Source organism: Aurantimonas litoralis, assembly GCF_026153195.1.
Taxonomy (GTDB): Bacteria; Pseudomonadota; Alphaproteobacteria; order Rhizobiales; family Rhizobiaceae; genus Aurantimonas; species Aurantimonas coralicida.
Genome location: NZ_JAPFBM010000001.1, coordinates 260,647 through 275,060, shown reverse-complemented (window position 1 = coordinate 275,060; position 14,414 = coordinate 260,647). Strand labels below are relative to the sequence as shown.

General features: G+C 64.9%; 17 protein-coding genes. All 17 read left to right on the top strand.

The annotated features are described in order from the left end of the window. Nucleotides 1–8: 8 nt before the first annotated feature. The 17 genes from N7I30_RS01390 (at nucleotide 9) to N7I30_RS01310 (ending at nucleotide 14,145) form a co-directional block, all read left to right on the top strand. Nucleotides 9–1,052 carry a FliG C-terminal domain-containing protein gene (locus N7I30_RS01390; RefSeq protein WP_024350307.1) on the top strand — a complete coding sequence of 348 codons (1,044 nt, stop codon included), beginning with the start codon at nucleotides 9–11 and terminating at the stop codon, nucleotides 1,050–1,052. A 99-nt stretch (nucleotides 1,053–1,151) separates the two neighbouring features. Next, a complete protein-coding gene (flhB, locus tag N7I30_RS01385) occupies nucleotides 1,152–2,240 on the top strand; it encodes a flagellar biosynthesis protein FlhB (RefSeq protein WP_024350308.1) in 1,089 nt (362 codons plus the stop codon). Between the two features lie 29 nt (nucleotides 2,241–2,269). Beyond that, a complete protein-coding gene (locus tag N7I30_RS01380) occupies nucleotides 2,270–2,671 on the top strand; it encodes a BspJ family T4SS effector nucleomodulin (RefSeq protein WP_498636165.1) in 402 nt (133 codons plus the stop codon). Nucleotides 2,672–2,886: 215 nt separating this feature from the next. Further along, nucleotides 2,887–3,267 carry a flagellar basal body rod protein FlgB gene (flgB, locus tag N7I30_RS01375; RefSeq protein WP_188075609.1) on the top strand — a complete coding sequence of 127 codons (381 nt, stop codon included), beginning with the start codon at nucleotides 2,887–2,889 and terminating at the stop codon, nucleotides 3,265–3,267. A gap of 4 nt (nucleotides 3,268–3,271) precedes the next feature. Then, a complete protein-coding gene (gene flgC, locus N7I30_RS01370) occupies nucleotides 3,272–3,688 on the top strand; it encodes a flagellar basal body rod protein FlgC (protein WP_009210354.1) in 417 nt (138 codons plus the stop codon). A 2-nt stretch (nucleotides 3,689–3,690) separates the two neighbouring features. Next, entirely contained in the window at nucleotides 3,691–4,008 is a 318-nt protein-coding gene (gene fliE, locus N7I30_RS01365) for a flagellar hook-basal body complex protein FliE (protein ID WP_475361456.1), read from the top strand. Nucleotides 4,009–4,091: 83 nt separating this feature from the next. Next, nucleotides 4,092–4,880 carry a flagellar basal-body rod protein FlgG gene (flgG, locus tag N7I30_RS01360; RefSeq protein WP_024350312.1) on the top strand — a complete coding sequence of 263 codons (789 nt, stop codon included), beginning with the start codon at nucleotides 4,092–4,094 and terminating at the stop codon, nucleotides 4,878–4,880. A 3-nt stretch (nucleotides 4,881–4,883) separates the two neighbouring features. Continuing rightward, the gene (flgA, locus tag N7I30_RS01355) at nucleotides 4,884–5,381 is read left to right on the top strand and encodes a flagellar basal body P-ring formation chaperone FlgA (RefSeq protein ID WP_498636161.1); all 498 of its coding nucleotides are present in this window, start codon (nucleotides 4,884–4,886) and stop codon (nucleotides 5,379–5,381) included. Next, nucleotides 5,378–6,562 carry a flagellar basal body P-ring protein FlgI gene (gene flgI, locus N7I30_RS01350; RefSeq protein WP_230784673.1) on the top strand — a complete coding sequence of 395 codons (1,185 nt, stop codon included), beginning with the start codon at nucleotides 5,378–5,380 and terminating at the stop codon, nucleotides 6,560–6,562. Before flgA ends, flgI begins: the two co-directional genes overlap by 4 nt. After that, nucleotides 6,559–7,164 (top strand): MotE family protein, encoded by a 606-nt coding sequence (locus N7I30_RS01345; protein ID WP_024350315.1) that lies wholly within the window; start codon nucleotides 6,559–6,561, stop codon nucleotides 7,162–7,164. The genes flgI and N7I30_RS01345 overlap by 4 nt, the downstream gene beginning before the upstream one ends. Continuing rightward, complete coding sequence (flgH, locus tag N7I30_RS01340) at nucleotides 7,161–7,865, top strand: flagellar basal body L-ring protein FlgH (protein WP_498636159.1); 705 nt, start codon at nucleotides 7,161–7,163, stop codon at nucleotides 7,863–7,865. The genes N7I30_RS01345 and flgH overlap by 4 nt, the downstream gene beginning before the upstream one ends. 116 nt (nucleotides 7,866–7,981) lie before the next feature. Continuing rightward, a complete protein-coding gene (locus tag N7I30_RS01335) occupies nucleotides 7,982–8,503 on the top strand; it encodes a flagellar basal body-associated FliL family protein (RefSeq protein WP_024350316.1) in 522 nt (173 codons plus the stop codon). Continuing rightward, a complete protein-coding gene (fliP, locus tag N7I30_RS01330; protein WP_024350317.1) occupies nucleotides 8,500–9,273 on the top strand; it encodes a flagellar type III secretion system pore protein FliP in 774 nt (257 codons plus the stop codon). The genes N7I30_RS01335 and fliP overlap by 4 nt, the downstream gene beginning before the upstream one ends. A gap of 162 nt (nucleotides 9,274–9,435) precedes the next feature. Next, on the top strand, nucleotides 9,436–10,407 hold the full coding sequence (locus N7I30_RS01325; RefSeq protein ID WP_024350318.1) for a flagellin N-terminal helical domain-containing protein: 972 nt from the start codon (nucleotides 9,436–9,438) through the stop codon (nucleotides 10,405–10,407). A 315-nt stretch (nucleotides 10,408–10,722) separates the two neighbouring features. Continuing rightward, nucleotides 10,723–11,616: a flagellin N-terminal helical domain-containing protein gene (locus tag N7I30_RS01320; RefSeq protein ID WP_230784672.1), complete on the top strand. Its 894-nt coding sequence runs from the start codon at nucleotides 10,723–10,725 to the stop codon at nucleotides 11,614–11,616. A gap of 320 nt (nucleotides 11,617–11,936) precedes the next feature. Continuing rightward, complete coding sequence (locus N7I30_RS01315; RefSeq protein WP_188075606.1) at nucleotides 11,937–12,899, top strand: flagellin N-terminal helical domain-containing protein; 963 nt, start codon at nucleotides 11,937–11,939, stop codon at nucleotides 12,897–12,899. A 316-nt stretch (nucleotides 12,900–13,215) separates the two neighbouring features. Beyond that, on the top strand, nucleotides 13,216–14,145 hold the full coding sequence (locus N7I30_RS01310; RefSeq protein WP_228239739.1) for a flagellin N-terminal helical domain-containing protein: 930 nt from the start codon (nucleotides 13,216–13,218) through the stop codon (nucleotides 14,143–14,145). The last annotated feature ends 269 nt before the right edge of the window (nucleotides 14,146–14,414 follow it).

Sequence of the window (14,414 nt, the reverse complement as noted above, 5' to 3'; positions counted from 1 at the left end):
TCATGTCGATGATCGCCGCTTTTCAGGATAACGTTCCGGAACTGCCGGCAAGCGGCAAGGCCCGCGTGGCTGTTCTGCTCCTTACCCTCGGAGCACCCGGCACGTCCCGGTTGCTCAAGCATTTCTCCGCGAGCGAGATCAAGCTTCTGAAGGAAAGCGCGGCCGGTCTGCAATCGGTCACGCCCGAACAGATCGCCGAGCTGGTCGACGAGTTCCAGGACGCCTTCAAGAAGGCGCCGGGGCTGGACGCGCCGTCCCAGCAGATGACCAATCTGCTCAAGGAATCGCTGTCGGAAGAAGAATTCGAGACGATCTTCTCGGTGTCGCCCGGCGAAGGCGACGACGGTGCCAAGGCGGCCGAGCGCGATTCCCGCAATGTCTGGGATTCGGTCGCCGAGCTGCAGGGCGAGATCCTCGCGCCGCGGCTGTCGCGCGAGCACCCGCATGTCGTGGCCGTGCTCCTGTCGAAGATCCGGCCCGATACGGCGGCGACCGTCGCCCGCGAATTCGATCCGGCCTTCCGCCATGACGTCATGCGCCGGGTGCTGACGCTGAAGTCGCTGACGCGGCCGGTGCAGCGCCTGCTCGAAGTCCATCTGCGGCAGGCCTATCTGGCGTCGCCGGACAGGGGCGAGCAGCAGAGCAGCCACACGATCCTCGCCGACATCGTCAACCGCATGTCGAAGAGCCATGCCGACGACCTGATCGTGATGCTCGACCAGACCTCGCCGAAGGATGCCGAGAAGCTCCGCAACCTGCTCTTCGCCTTCGACGACATCGTGGCGCTCGACAAGCGCGCCCGCATGGTGCTGTTCGATGCGATCGACACGGAGGTGATCATCACCGCCTTCGTCAGCGCGAGCGAAGAACTGAAGGAGGCCGCACTGTCCTCGCTCAGCGCCCGTTCGCGGCGCATGGTCGAGGCCGAGTTCAAGCGCGGCGACGAAAAGCCGGCGGCCGACATCGATCGCGCCCGCCGCCAGGTGGCCAGCACGGCGCTCGAGCTGTGGAGCCAGGGCAAGCTGGATCTGCACGGCGAATCCGAAGCATAGCGGCGCGAAAGCGCCGCGTGTCCTCCACGGCTTTCCCGTCATCGGCCGGGAAAGCCGTTCTCTTCACTGAACGTCAACACCTGCGGAGCTTAATCGCCAGTGTCGGATAGCGAGGACAAATCCTCAAAAACAGAGTTCCCGACCGAGAAGAAGATCAGCGACGCGGTCGAGAAGGGCAACCTTCCGGTTTCGCGGGAAGCGCCTATTCTGGCCTCGCTTCTGGCCATCATGGCGTTCATCGCGCTGCAGGCCCGTGAGGGCGTCCAGCGCCTCCTGCTGTCGCTGCAGACGACGTTCGAGAACCCGCTCCAGTGGGATTTGGATACGAGTGCCGATGCTCTACACGTCCTGCACATGCTGGCCCGCGAGGCCGTCTGGTTCATCCTGCCGGCCGCAGGGCTCTTCGTCGCCGGCGGCGTCATCTCTTCCGTCCTGCAGAATCCGCCCCAGATCAATATCGAGCGCATTCGTCCGAAATGGTCGAACGTGTCGCCGGCATCCGGCTTCACGCGCATTTTCGGCCTGCGCGGGCTGACGGAGTTCGGCAAGGCGGTGTTCAAGTTCATCACCATCGGCGTCGTCGTCAGCATGTTGCTCGTATCGAGCTTCCCGACGATGATGCAGGCCATGTTCGCGGACCCCGTGCTGGTGCCCGAGCTGATCCTGCAGATGGCGATGAAGCTCTTGTCGGGCATCTCGATCGCCACCATCGTCCTCGTCGCCGCCGACCTGGCCATGACCCGGTTCCACTGGCGCCGCGACCTGATGATGTCGAAGCAGGAAATCAAGGACGAGAACAAGCAGGCCGAGGGCGATCCGCAGATCAAGGCGCGCCAGCGCCAGATCGGTCGCGACCGGGTGCGCCGCCGCATGATGGCCGACGTGCCGCTGGCCACCCTGGTGATCGCCAACCCGACCCATTACGCGATCGCGCTGCGCTACAATCGCGAAGAGGGCGGCGCTCCGATGGTCGTTGCCAAGGGCGCCGATCTGGTCGCGCTGAAGATTCGTGAAATCGCCGAAGCCAACGACGTTCCGGTGATCGAAGACAAGCTCTTGGCAAGGTCGATGTACGATCATGTCGAAATCGATCAGATGATTCCGCCCCAGTTCTTCAAGGCGATCGCTGAGATCATCTATTTCCTCCACTCCCGCACGGGATCCAAGGTAGGAGTTGCTACAGCGTAGCCATGCTGGATATTCGCAAGCACAGGACCTTGTCCCGGGAGCGCGCGCTCGCCGAAGGCATCAAGGAAGTCGCCGCCGAGCTGCGGCTGGTCGAAGTGGTCGATTACATCGCCTTCCTGCGACTGGAGCGCTACGGCAATCTGTCCGACATCGTGACCTCCTCGGCGGAGCTGTTTCTCAAGCCGGGTGCCCTGCGCTTCGCCAATTCCGGCCATGTCCGGGTGTCGTGGGGCACGGTGCCGATCGTCTGCCTGGCGCTGGAATTCGTCTATGACGGCGTGACCGCGCATTTCCAGCTCGAGCTGGGCGCCGCCACCGCGGCCGTCGACATCACCTACATCTCCTTCGACAGCCCGGCCTGCCCCGACGAGGGCGTCGAGCGTCTGGAAAACGCCATCCACGACGCGCATCTGAAGCCGCGCGCGTCCTGATCCGGGCGGTCCGGCGGACCGCTCCGATCCCTCTCCGCAAGTCCCGCACCAGCCCCGCTCCGCGCGCCATGCCGCGGATGCGGGATTATGGCCTCCTGCGGGCAATACTTTCCCCCTGACGTTTCATTTCAAGTCGTTCCTGCCGATCCATCAAGCTTCGGACAAGCGCCTCGTCCTAAGGCTGGACCCGTCGCAAGTTTTCAGCGCGGATCGTCATGGATAGTCTCTACATCTTCGGGCTCGCATCGCAGCGCACCGCCTATCTGGCCCAGCGCCAGACGGTGGTCGCCGAGAACGTCGCCAATGTCGACACGCCCGGCTACACCTCCAAGGATCTCTCGTCCTTCACCGAGGCGCTCGACGCCACGGCGCTGCGCATGTCGCGGTCGCAGTCCATGCATCTGGCCTCGATGGACAGTGCGGGCGGCGGTTCCGATGTCGTCAACGAGATGCCCTGGAGCGTCAAGCATTCGGGCAACTCCGTCAGCCTGCCGCAGGAAATGCTGAAGGCCGGCGAAGTATCGCGCGAATACGCCCTCGGCACGTCGGTGGTGAAGTCGTTCCACCGCATGCTCATCATGTCCGCGAAGGGATAATCCGATGGCCGATCCACTGCTCTCGTCTCTGAAGATCGCCGCCAGCGGCCTGCAGGCGCAGTCGACGCGCATGCGCATCGTCTCCGAGAACATCGCCAATGCGCAGACCACCGGCACGACGCCCGGCAGCGACCCGTATCAGCGCAAGATGGTCAGCTTCCAGAGCGAGCTCGACCGGGTCTCGGGCGCCCAGATGGTCTCGGTCGACAAGGTCGGCCGCGACGACACGCCTTTCATCCTGGAAAGCGATCCCGGCAATCCGGCCGCCAATGCCGACGGCTACGTGAAGATGCCGAATGTGCGGATGCTGGTCGAGATGGCCGACATGCGCGAAGCCAACCGCTCCTACGAAGCCAACATCCAGGTGGTGAAGCAGGCGCGTGAAATCATCAACATGACCATCGACCTGCTGAGGAGCTGACCATGATTCCTGCTATCGGAGCGAGCCTGCCCCGCATCCAGACCGGCAGCGTGGATGCCGGCCTCGCCACCACCGGCGCAACCGCGGCCCCGCAGGGCGCCGGCGCCGATTTCAGCGCCGTCCTGTCGCAGATCGCCAAGGACGCCGTCACCACCGTCCAGTCCGCCGAGGCCACCTCGATCCGTGGGATCAACGGCCAGGCGACGACCCAGGCCGTCGTCGAGGCTGTCATGGAAGCCGAGCGCACGCTGCAGACCGCGGTCTCGATCCGCGACAAGGCGGTCAGCGCCTACATGGAACTGTCGCGGATGGCGATCTGATCCGGCGGTCTCCGCCACCTGAAACTTTCCACGGCGCCCCGTATCGACGGGGACCGGGTACACCGTCCTAAAGGAAGCATCCGATGCGAGCCCTTGCGATCGCCGCGACCGGCATGAATGCGCAGCAGACCAATGTCGAGGTCATTGCCAACAACATCGCGAACATCAACACGACCGGCTTCAAGCGGGCCCGTGCCGAGTTCACCGATCTGCTCTACCAGGTCGAGCGCGCCCAGGGCGTCGCGGCCCGCGGCGGTCAGGGCGTGGTGCCCGAGGGTGCCCAGCTCGGCCTCGGTACGCGGCTCGCGGCCATCCGCAACCTTCATATCCAGGGCACGCTCAACCAGACCGGCAACAAGCTTGATCTCGCCCTGAACGGTGAAGGCTGGTTCCAGGTCCAGGGTCCGGGCGGCGAGATCCTCTACACCCGCGACGGTGCCTTCAACACCAATGGCGACGGCCAGCTCGTGACCCTCGACGGCCTGCTGGTCGATCCGGCGATCACCGTGCCGGCCAACACCAGCGAGGTCATCGTCAACGAGAGCGGCCAGGTCTTCGCCCGCGTCGGCGGTGCCGCCGATCTGGAAGAGCTCGGCCAGCTGACCCTCGCCACCTTCGCCAACAATGCCGGCCTTGCCGCGCAGGGCGGCAATCTGTTCCGCGAGACCATCGCTTCGGGTGCCCCGACGGCCGGAGTGCCGGGCGACGAGGGCTACGCCACCATCCAGCAGGGCTATCTGGAAGATTCCAACGTCGATCCGGTGAAGGAAATCTCCGAGCTGATCTCGGCCCAGCGCGCCTATGAGATGAACTCCAAGGTGATCTCGGCAGCCGACGAGATGGCGAGCGTCGTCTCGAAGGGGATTCGCTGAATCATGGGCGGCGGTACGCGCGATCCCGGCCGGGTCATGGCCGTACTCTACGCCGTGGCGCTGGCGCTCGCGGCCCTCGTCATCCTGTCGGTTCCGGTTCGGGCCCTGGCGGCCGAACTCGAACTGCCGGTGCCGACGACGGTCATCTATCCCGGCCAGAGCGTCACCGCGCCGGGGCTCAACCACAAGGCCTTCTACGTCAAGGACGACAAGATCGGGCTCTATGCCGTCGATGACAGCGCGCTGATCGGCCGGGTCGCCCGCCGCACCCTTCTGCCGGGCAAGGCGATCCGCCTGTCCGACCTGAAGGAGCCGGACCTGGTGCGCGCCGGAGCCGCCGTCACCCTCGTCTACAGCGAGGCGGGCCTCGTCATCACCGGCCAGGGCACCGCGCTGCGCTCCGCCGGCGCCGGCGAGACCATACGCGTCCGCAATACCGACAGCGGCATCATCGTCTCCGGCATCGTGTCGGCGGACGGAAGCATCAGGATATCGGGATGATCCGCAAGCGTCTGATCCTCGTTGCCGGCCTGGTTGCCGCATTGGTGAACAGCAGCCTGGCGGCCGATTATCCGGGCTCGGGCGGCGGTGTGCCGTCGCTGCCGGCGCCGGTCATCGGCGATGCGGCGAGCGCCCGCGGCAGCGTGCGCATCAAGGACATCGTCGACATCCGCGGCGTGCGCCCCAACCAGCTCGTCGGCTACGGTCTCGTCATCGGCCTGCAGGGCACCGGCGACTCCATGCGCAACTCGCCCTTCACCGAACAGTCGATGCAGTCGATGCTCGACCGCATGGGCGTCAACATCCGCTCGCAGAACTCGCGCAGCAAGAACGTCGCCGCCGTCACCGTGACCAGCGAGCTGCCGGCGTTTATCGGCACCGGCTCGCGCATCGACGTGACCGTGTCCTCGCTCGGCGACGCCACCTCGCTGATGGGCGGCACGCTGGTGATGACCCCGCTCTACGGCGCCGACGGCGAGATTTATGCCGTCGCACAGGGCTCGCTCGCTGTCAGCGGCTTCGCTTCGGAAGGCGACAGCGAGAAGCTGACCCAGGGCGTGCCGACCACCGGCCGCGTGCCCAATGGCGCGCTGGTCGAACGTGAGGTGCCCGGTGGCTTCAACGACGACGGCAAGCTGGCGATCGAGCTGCGCAATCCCGATTTTCGCACCTCGATCCGCGTCGTCGACGTGATCAACGATTATGCCCGCAGCCGCTGGGGCCAGCCGGTGGCCCGCGAGGAGGATTTCCGCACGGTGCATCTCAAGCGCCCGTCCGAGGTCTCCAGCACGCGCTTCATCGCAGAGATCGGCGAATTGCGGATCGCACCGGACCAGCCGGCACGCGTGGTGATCGACGAGCGCACCGGCACCGTCATCATCGGCAAGGACGTGCAGATCTCCCTCGTCGCCGTCACCCACGGCAATCTGACGGTGCGGATCAGCGAGATGCCGTCGGTGTCGCAGCCGGCCCCGCTCTCGGACGGCCAGACGGTCGTCACGTCGGAGACCATCATCGACGCTCGCGAGGATGGGGGCAATTTCGCCTTCGTCGGCGGCGCCGATCTCGAAACAGTTGTCCGCGGCCTCAACCGCATCGGACTCAAGCCGACCGGGATCATCGCGATCCTCCAGGCGATCAAGACGGCCGGCGCCCTTCAGGCCGAACTCGTGGTACAATGATGATCCAGGCTTTCCATCCCCGCTGGCGGTGCCTCGCCCTGTTCCTGACCGTCTCCCTTGCCGCGGGTACCGCCCATGCGGTCGAAGCCAAGAAGCCGGTGCAGCCGGACGAACTGCCGCCGCAGGAAGTGCGGGTCGTCGGGCCGAAGGGGGAGGTGATCACGCCGCCCAAGCCTTCGACGGAAGTCGAGGCTTATTGCCTGAGCATCGCCGACAAGGCCCAGGACGCGCGCTATGCCCTCGAGCAGAAGCAGCTGACCGAACTGGAAGCGGCGGTCTCCGAGCAGATCGACGAATTGCAGGCGAAGCGTGAGGACTACAACGCCTGGCTCGCCGAGCGTCAGCGCTTCCTCGACGACGCCTCCAAGATCGTCGTCGACATCTACACCAACATGGATTCCGTCGCCGCCGCGTCGCAGCTTGCGATCGTCTCGCGCAGCGATGCCGCGTCGGTGCTGGTGCGCCTGAAATCGCGCCTGGCGAGCGACATCCTCAGCGAGATGGAGCCGAAGGTGGCCGCAGAGATCGCCTCGCTCATCGTCGCCAAGACGTCGGCCGGCAGCACGCAGGGCGCCGAGCAGGTTGCGGAGAAGCGCACGTGAAGCCCTTGATCCTTCTCGCCCTCGCGGCACTGGCCGGCTGTTCGACAGCCGGCAACGACGCGCTGCGCGAGCCGTCGCTCTCGCCGGTCGGCGCAGGGCTCTACGAATATCCGCCGATCATCGCCCAGCCGGCGTCGTTCCCGGCCAGCAAGCCGCATACGTCGCACTCGCTGTGGTCCGATGCCCGGGCCGATTTCTACCAGGACCCGCGGGCCCTGAGCGAGGGTGACATCGTCACCGTCAAGATCCGCATCCGCGACCAGGCCTCGATCGACAACAATTCCGAACGCTCGCGCAAGTCCGGCATCGCCGCCGGCCTCGATCTGGCCGGCAATCTCGGCCAGTACACGCTGCCGACGGTGGGCGCCCAGCTCGGCTCGGACAACAGCTCCGACATGACCGGCAAGGGCAAGATCAAGCGCTCCGAGGACATCGACCTGTCGGTCGCCGCGGTCGTCGGCCAGAAGCTGCCGAACGGCAATCTGTTCATCTCGGGTCAGCAGGAAGTGCGGGTCAATTTCGAGGTGCGCGTGTTGTCGATCGCCGGCATCATCCGGCCGCGCGACATCCTGCCGGACAACACGATCAACTACGACAAGATCGCCGAGGCGCGGATTTCCTATGGCGGCCGCGGCCGGATCACCGACGTCCAGCAGCCCGGCTGGGGACAGCAGATCTACGACGCCGTCGCCATCCAGTAGGGGACGCTGCCGTCAAGGCAAGTCTCGCGTCAGGCTGAACCGTTAACGCTCGATCGTCGGGCAGGGCTGGACCATGAGGGTCCGTCCATCGACGAAACAGCGGAAGGGTTCGGCGCATGGCCAGCATTGGCGCATCGGACGAAGAGACCGAAAAGGCAGGGGGTCTGATCCCCACGGCGATCGCAGTGGCGATACTGACGCTCGTGGGCGGCGGCGGCGGCGCGGTGCTGGGCATGATGCTCGCTTCGCCGGAGCCCGCAGCGGCCACGACGGCGCCGGCCGAGGCGCCCGGCGCCGAGATCGTCGACATCGAGGCCGGCGATCTGGCCGAGAGCGCGGACAAGCTGCCGCTCAAGCTGATGCCGCTCAAGCCGGTCCTCACCAACATCTATTCGCCGCCCCAGACCTGGCTTCGCGTCGAGGCGGCCCTGGTCTATCGCGACGACGGCTCGGCCGATCCCGAGGTGCTGGCCGCCCAGATCGAGGCTGACACGCTGGCCTTCCTGCGCTCGGTGCAATTGTCCCAGGTCGAGGGCACCCGCGGCCTGATGCACCTGCGCGAGGATCTGCGCCAGCGCGCCAAGCTGCGCTCGCCCGCCGTTGTCGACTACCTCATCCAGACGATGATCGCCGAATGAGAACGCTCCTCTTTCTGGCGGCGCTGCTGTTTGCCGGACCGGCGCTCGCACAGACCGCCCAGACCTCGGGACTGCCCGATCTCGCCAGCCTCCTGCCGGCCGGCGACTCGACCGCCTCCGGCCGCATCGTCCAGCTCTTCGGCATCGTCACCATCCTGTCGATCGCGCCGGGCCTCCTGGTCATGGTCACGTCCTTCACGCGCATCGTCATCGCGCTGTCGATCCTGCGCACCGGTCTCGGCCTGCAGACGACGCCGGCCAACCTGATCCTGATCTCGCTGTCCTTGTTCATGACCTTCTTCGTCATGGCGCCCACCTTCGACCGGGCCTGGAACGATGGCCTGCAGCCGCTGCTGAACAACGAGATCACCGAGGAGGAGGCGTTCTACCGGATCAGCGAGCCGTTCAAGGACTTCATGCTGACGCAGGTGCGGCCGGAAGACCTGACCTTGTTCGGTGACATCGCGGCGGCCACCAGCCGCGAGCGGGTCGAGCCGGAAGAGCAGGGCGCCGCCGACGAGCGCGACGTCGATCTGCGGGAGCTGATCCCGGCCTTCATGATCTCCGAGCTGCGCCGCGGCTTCGAGATCGGCTTCCTCATCGTGCTGCCGTTCCTGGTGATCGACATGATCGTCGCCACGCTGACCATGTCGATGGGCATGATGATGCTGCCGCCGACGATCATCTCGCTGCCGTTCAAGATCCTGTTCTTCATCCTGATCGACGGCTGGAACATGCTGGTCGGCTCACTGGTCCGATCCTTCTTCTGACGACGCGATTTTACGGGCGCGTTCCGCCTGCCGCGTCGTCAGCCTTAACTCCCCATTAAGGTTAACAAACTACCTTCACGACCAATGGGGGCGAGCGCAGGCGGGCCTCCGTGCGTCGCCTTAGCGGAATGCGGGCGAAGTTAGCACCGAGGGTAGAGTGTCATGACCAGCATCAATACCAATATCGCGGCCATGGCGGCCTTGCAGACGCTGCAGGCGACCAACCGGTCGATGGATGCGACCCAGAACCGCATCTCGACGGGCTACCGTGTCGCCGAAGCCAAGGACAATGCCGCCTATTGGTCGATCGCCACGACCATGCGCTCGGACAACAAGGCCCTGTCGGCAGTCGAGGATTCGCTGGGTCTCGGCGCTGCCAAGGTCGACATCGCCTATACCGCGCTGGAAAGCGCCATCGACGTGGTCGACGAGATCAAGGCCAAGCTGGTCGCGGCCAGCGAGCCGGGTGTCGACAAGACCAAGATCCAGTCGGAAATCAGCGAGCTGAAGAAGCAGCTGCAGAGCATCGCGTCCTCCGCCTCGTTCTCCGGCGAGAACTGGCTGCAGAACGACGCCGCGGCGGCCGCCGGCTCCAAGGACATCGTCGCCTCCTTCAACCGCGACTCCACCGGCTCGGTCTCGATCGGCACGATCACCGTCGACGTGTCGGCGATGACCCTGATCGGAACGGATAACGAGACCACCGGCGTTCTGACCAAGACCTATGATTCCGACGCGCTGCTCGCCACGCCAACCGGCACTCCCGTGAACTACCGGCTGATCGACGTGCCGGGCGAGACCACGGCCGCGGCCGGTACGGTGATCGAACTCGATAGCGCGACGACCCCGGCCGAAGTGAACGCCATGGTTCGCGTCGTGGACAAGATTCTGACCGACATGACCAATGTCGCCGCCAATCTCGGCGCGGCCAAGTCACGCATCGAGCTGCAGCAGAACTTCGTCTCCAGCCTGACCGACTCCATATCGTCGGGCATCGGCGCGCTGGTGGATGCGGACATGACCGAGGAATCGACCCGGCTGAAGGCGCTGCAGACGCAGCAGCAGCTCGGCGTCCAGGCGCTGTCGATCGCCAATTCCTCGAGCCAGGCGATCCTGCAGCTCTTCCAGAACTGATCGACGCGAGACGCCAGCGGCGCCCCTCGCGGGACGCCGGCATGACGAACGAAAGCCGCCCCCCGGGGCGGCTTTTTGCGTTCTGGAGGACCGTGCATCCGGGCGGCGAGGGGAGGCGGCCTGAAAGCATCCGTTAACCATGAAAGACAACGGGGCGTTACCGTTAACGCCTCGGAAGGAGCCTGCCGCGATAGTCGTCCCCATAGCGATGCGTTCCACCTTGCAGGTCGGGAACGTAGGGCATGATGCCGTCTCGCTATGCCGGCCAACCCGGACTGTCCCCCCATTCAGTTTTCCGCGTTACGGGACATCATCATGACCTCGATCAACACCAATGTGTCGGCAATGACGGCTCTCCAGAGCCTGTCGATGATCAACAGCAACCTCAACGAGACGCAGAGCCGCATCTCGACCGGCTACCGCGTCAACGCGGCGTCCGACAACGCCGCCTACTGGTCGATCGCCACCACGATGCGCTCGGACAACAAGGCGCTCGGCGCCGTCGAGGACGCGCTCGGCCTCGGCCAGGCCAAGCTGGACACCGCCTATACCGGCATGAAGGCCGCCATCGACGTGGTCGACGAGATCAAGGCGAAGCTGGTCGCGGCCCGCGAGCCGGGCGTCGACAAGACCAAGATCCAGGCGGAAATCACCGAGTTGCAGGGCCAGCTCACCTCGATCGCGACCTCGGCCTCCTTCTCGGGCGAGAACTGGCTGTCGATCGGCACCGGCATCGTGGCCGGCACCAAGACGATCGTCTCCTCGTTCAACCGCGCGGCCGACGCCTCGGTTTCGGTCAGCACCATTGGCGTCGACACCACCAAGACCAAGCTGTTCGATACTGACAACACCGATGGCATTCTGGACGTGGGACGCACCAACGGCACCGTCGTCTCCACCTTCACGATCACCGCTGCGACGACGGATGCTCAGGTGTCCGACATGATTTCGGACGTGGACGAGGCGCTGCAGGCCATGACGACGGCCGCCTCGAACCTCGGCGCCGCCAAGAACCGCGTCGACATCCAGTCGGAATTCGTCTCGACCCTGCGCGACTCCATCGAGAAGGGCGTCGGCACGCTGGTCGATGCGGACATGACCGAGGAGTCGACCCGCCTGAAGGCGCTGCAGACGCAGCAGCAGCTCGGCGTCCAGGCCCTGTCCATCGCCAATTCCTCCTCGGAATCGCTGCTGGCGCTCTTCCGCTAAGACATCACCCACCACTACTGAGACAGACGGGTCCGGCCGCAAGGCCGGGCCCGTTTTACATTGGCGAGGGAGCGTCCTTCGGGCAGGCAGGGAAGCTGCCGTCTCTCGATGCGACGCGGCCCAGCCAGGCGTGCAGTCGGATTTCGCAGGAAACAGAAAGCGTTAACCACCTTCCTTAGCGGCTTGGTAGCGTGCGGCTGGCATGGTGACGGAATAGCGAGGTGGCCATTTGTTCTTGGTCACGGGCATGATGCCGTTTCGTTATGCCGGCCGATCCGGACTGTCCCCCTGTTCATTTTTCCGCGTTACGGGACACCATCATGACCTCGATCAACACCAATACGTCGGCGATGACGGCTCTCCAGAGCCTCTCGATGATCAACAGCAATCTCGACGAGACCCAGAACCGCATCTCGACCGGCTTCCGGGTCGGTGCCGCCTCCGACAACGCCGCCTATTGGTCGATCGCCACCACGATGCGCTCGGACAACAAGGCGCTCGGCGCCGTCGAGGACGCCCTCGGCCTTGGCCAGGCGAAGGTCGACACCGCTTACACCGGCATGAAGGCCGCCATCGACGTCGTCGATGAGATGAAGGCGAAGCTGGTCGCGGCCCGCGAGCCGGGCGTCGACAAGGCGAAGATCCAGGCTGAAATCAAGGAACTGCAGGGACAGCTGACCTCGATCTCGACCTCGGCCTCCTTCTCGGGCGAGAACTGGCTGTCGGTCGATTCCACGGCACCGGCCAACGCCACCAAGTCGGTCGTCGCGTCCTTCAACCGTGACAGCGCGGGCGCCGTCTCGGTCGGCACGATCGAGATCGACACCTCGAAGACCAAGCTGTTCGACGCCGCGACGGATGCTGCTACCGCGGGTACGGGCATCCTCGATGGCGTGTACTCGTCGGCGACCGGTGTCTACCAAGCCGATCAGACGACAGCCGGCGGCTTCAAGGTCTCGACCCTTGACATCTCGGCCCTGACGGACGCTGCCGCCGACGTGACGACGCTGAACTCCTACATCAGCGGTGTCGACGATGCCCTGCAGCGGATGACGACGGCCGCTTCGAACCTTGGTGCCGCCAAGAGCCGCATGGATATCCAGTCGGAGTTCGTCTCCAACCTGCGCGATTCCATCGAGAAGGGCGTCGGCACGTTGGTCGATGCGGACATGACCGAAGAGTCGACCCGCCTGAAGGCGCTGCAGACGCAGCAGCAGCTGGGCGTCCAGGCGCTGTCGATCGCCAACTCCTCCTCGCAGTCGCTGCTGTCGCTCTTCCGCTAAGACACGACACTTCGACACTGAGACCGACGGGTCCGGCCGCAAGGCCGGGCCCGTTTTTGCATGCGCAGATGGGCGGCCGGCGGGGCCGGTCGGGATGACAGCTATCGGCGGAAGGATGGTTGCAACCCGCTACGATTTCAAATTCGTTTTGAAAAAGAATATGTTAACCACCTTTTTTAGGCGCTTGGTAGCCAGCCGCTGGCATGTTGCGGGCATAGCGAGGTGGCCGATTGGGCCACGGGCATGAAGCCGTTTCGCTATCCCGGCCAGCCCGGACTGTCCCCCCTGTTCATTTTCCGCGTTACGGGACACCAACATGACCTCGATCAATACCAACGTGTCGGCAATGACGGCTCTCCAGAGCCTGTCGATGATCAACAGCAATCTCGACGAGACCCAGAACCGCATCTCGACCGGCTTCCGCGTTGGTGCGGCGTCGGACAATGCCGCCTACTGGTCGATCGCCACCACGATGCGTTCGGACAACAAGGCGCTCGGCGCCGTCGAGGACGCCCTCGGCCTCGGCCAGGCGAAGGTCGACACCGCCTACACCGGCATGAAGGCCGCCATCGACGTCGTCGATGAGATGAAGTCGAAGCTCGTCGCAGCCCGCGAGCCGGGCGTCGACAAGTCGAAGATCCAGGCGGAACTCAAGGAACTGCAGGGTCAGTTGAGCTCGATCGCCACCTCGGCCTCCTTCTCCGGCGAGAACTGGCTGTCCTTCGACGGTGCCGCAGGTACCTCGAAGAGCGTCGTGGCGTCCTTCAACCGCAGCGCGGCCGGTGCCGTGTCCGTCGGCACGATCGACATCGTCATCGGCGGTACGAAGCTGTTCGGTGACGACACGGTCGGCGCCGGCGGTGCCAACAACGGCATCCTGAACACCGCCTTCACCACCACGGGCGCCGGCGCTGTCACCGTATCGGTGAGCACGCTCGACATCACCGCGGCGAACATCGACGACACCGACATCAGCGAGATGATCTCGGCCGTCGACGGTGCCATCCAGTCGATGACCACCGGTGCCTCGAACCTCGGTGCCGCCAAGAGCCGCATGGACATCCAGTCGGAGTTCGTCTCCAACCTGCGTGACTCCATCGAGAAGGGCGTCGGTACGCTGGTGGATGCGGACATGACCGAAGAGTCGACCCGCCTGAAGGCGCTGCAGACGCAGCAGCAGCTGGGCGTCCAGGCGCTGTCCATCGCCAACTCCTCCTCGCAGTCGCTGCTGTCGCTCTTCCGCTAAGAGCAGCCACTTCGACACTGAGACAGACGGGTCCGGCCGCAAGGCCGGGCCCGTTTTTGCGTTCGGGAAGACGCCTGCGTGACGTTGTCCATCTCCCCATGCGGTAGCAGGAAGCTCCCCGAAGTAAAGCGTTAACCATTCTACTTAAGCGAAACGTAGCGATAAGCTGACAGCCTGAGCGTATAGCGAAGTGGTCTGCCAGAGTTCCGGCCACAGGCATGATGCCGTTTCGTTATGCCGGCCAACCCGGACTGTCCCCCTGTTCATTT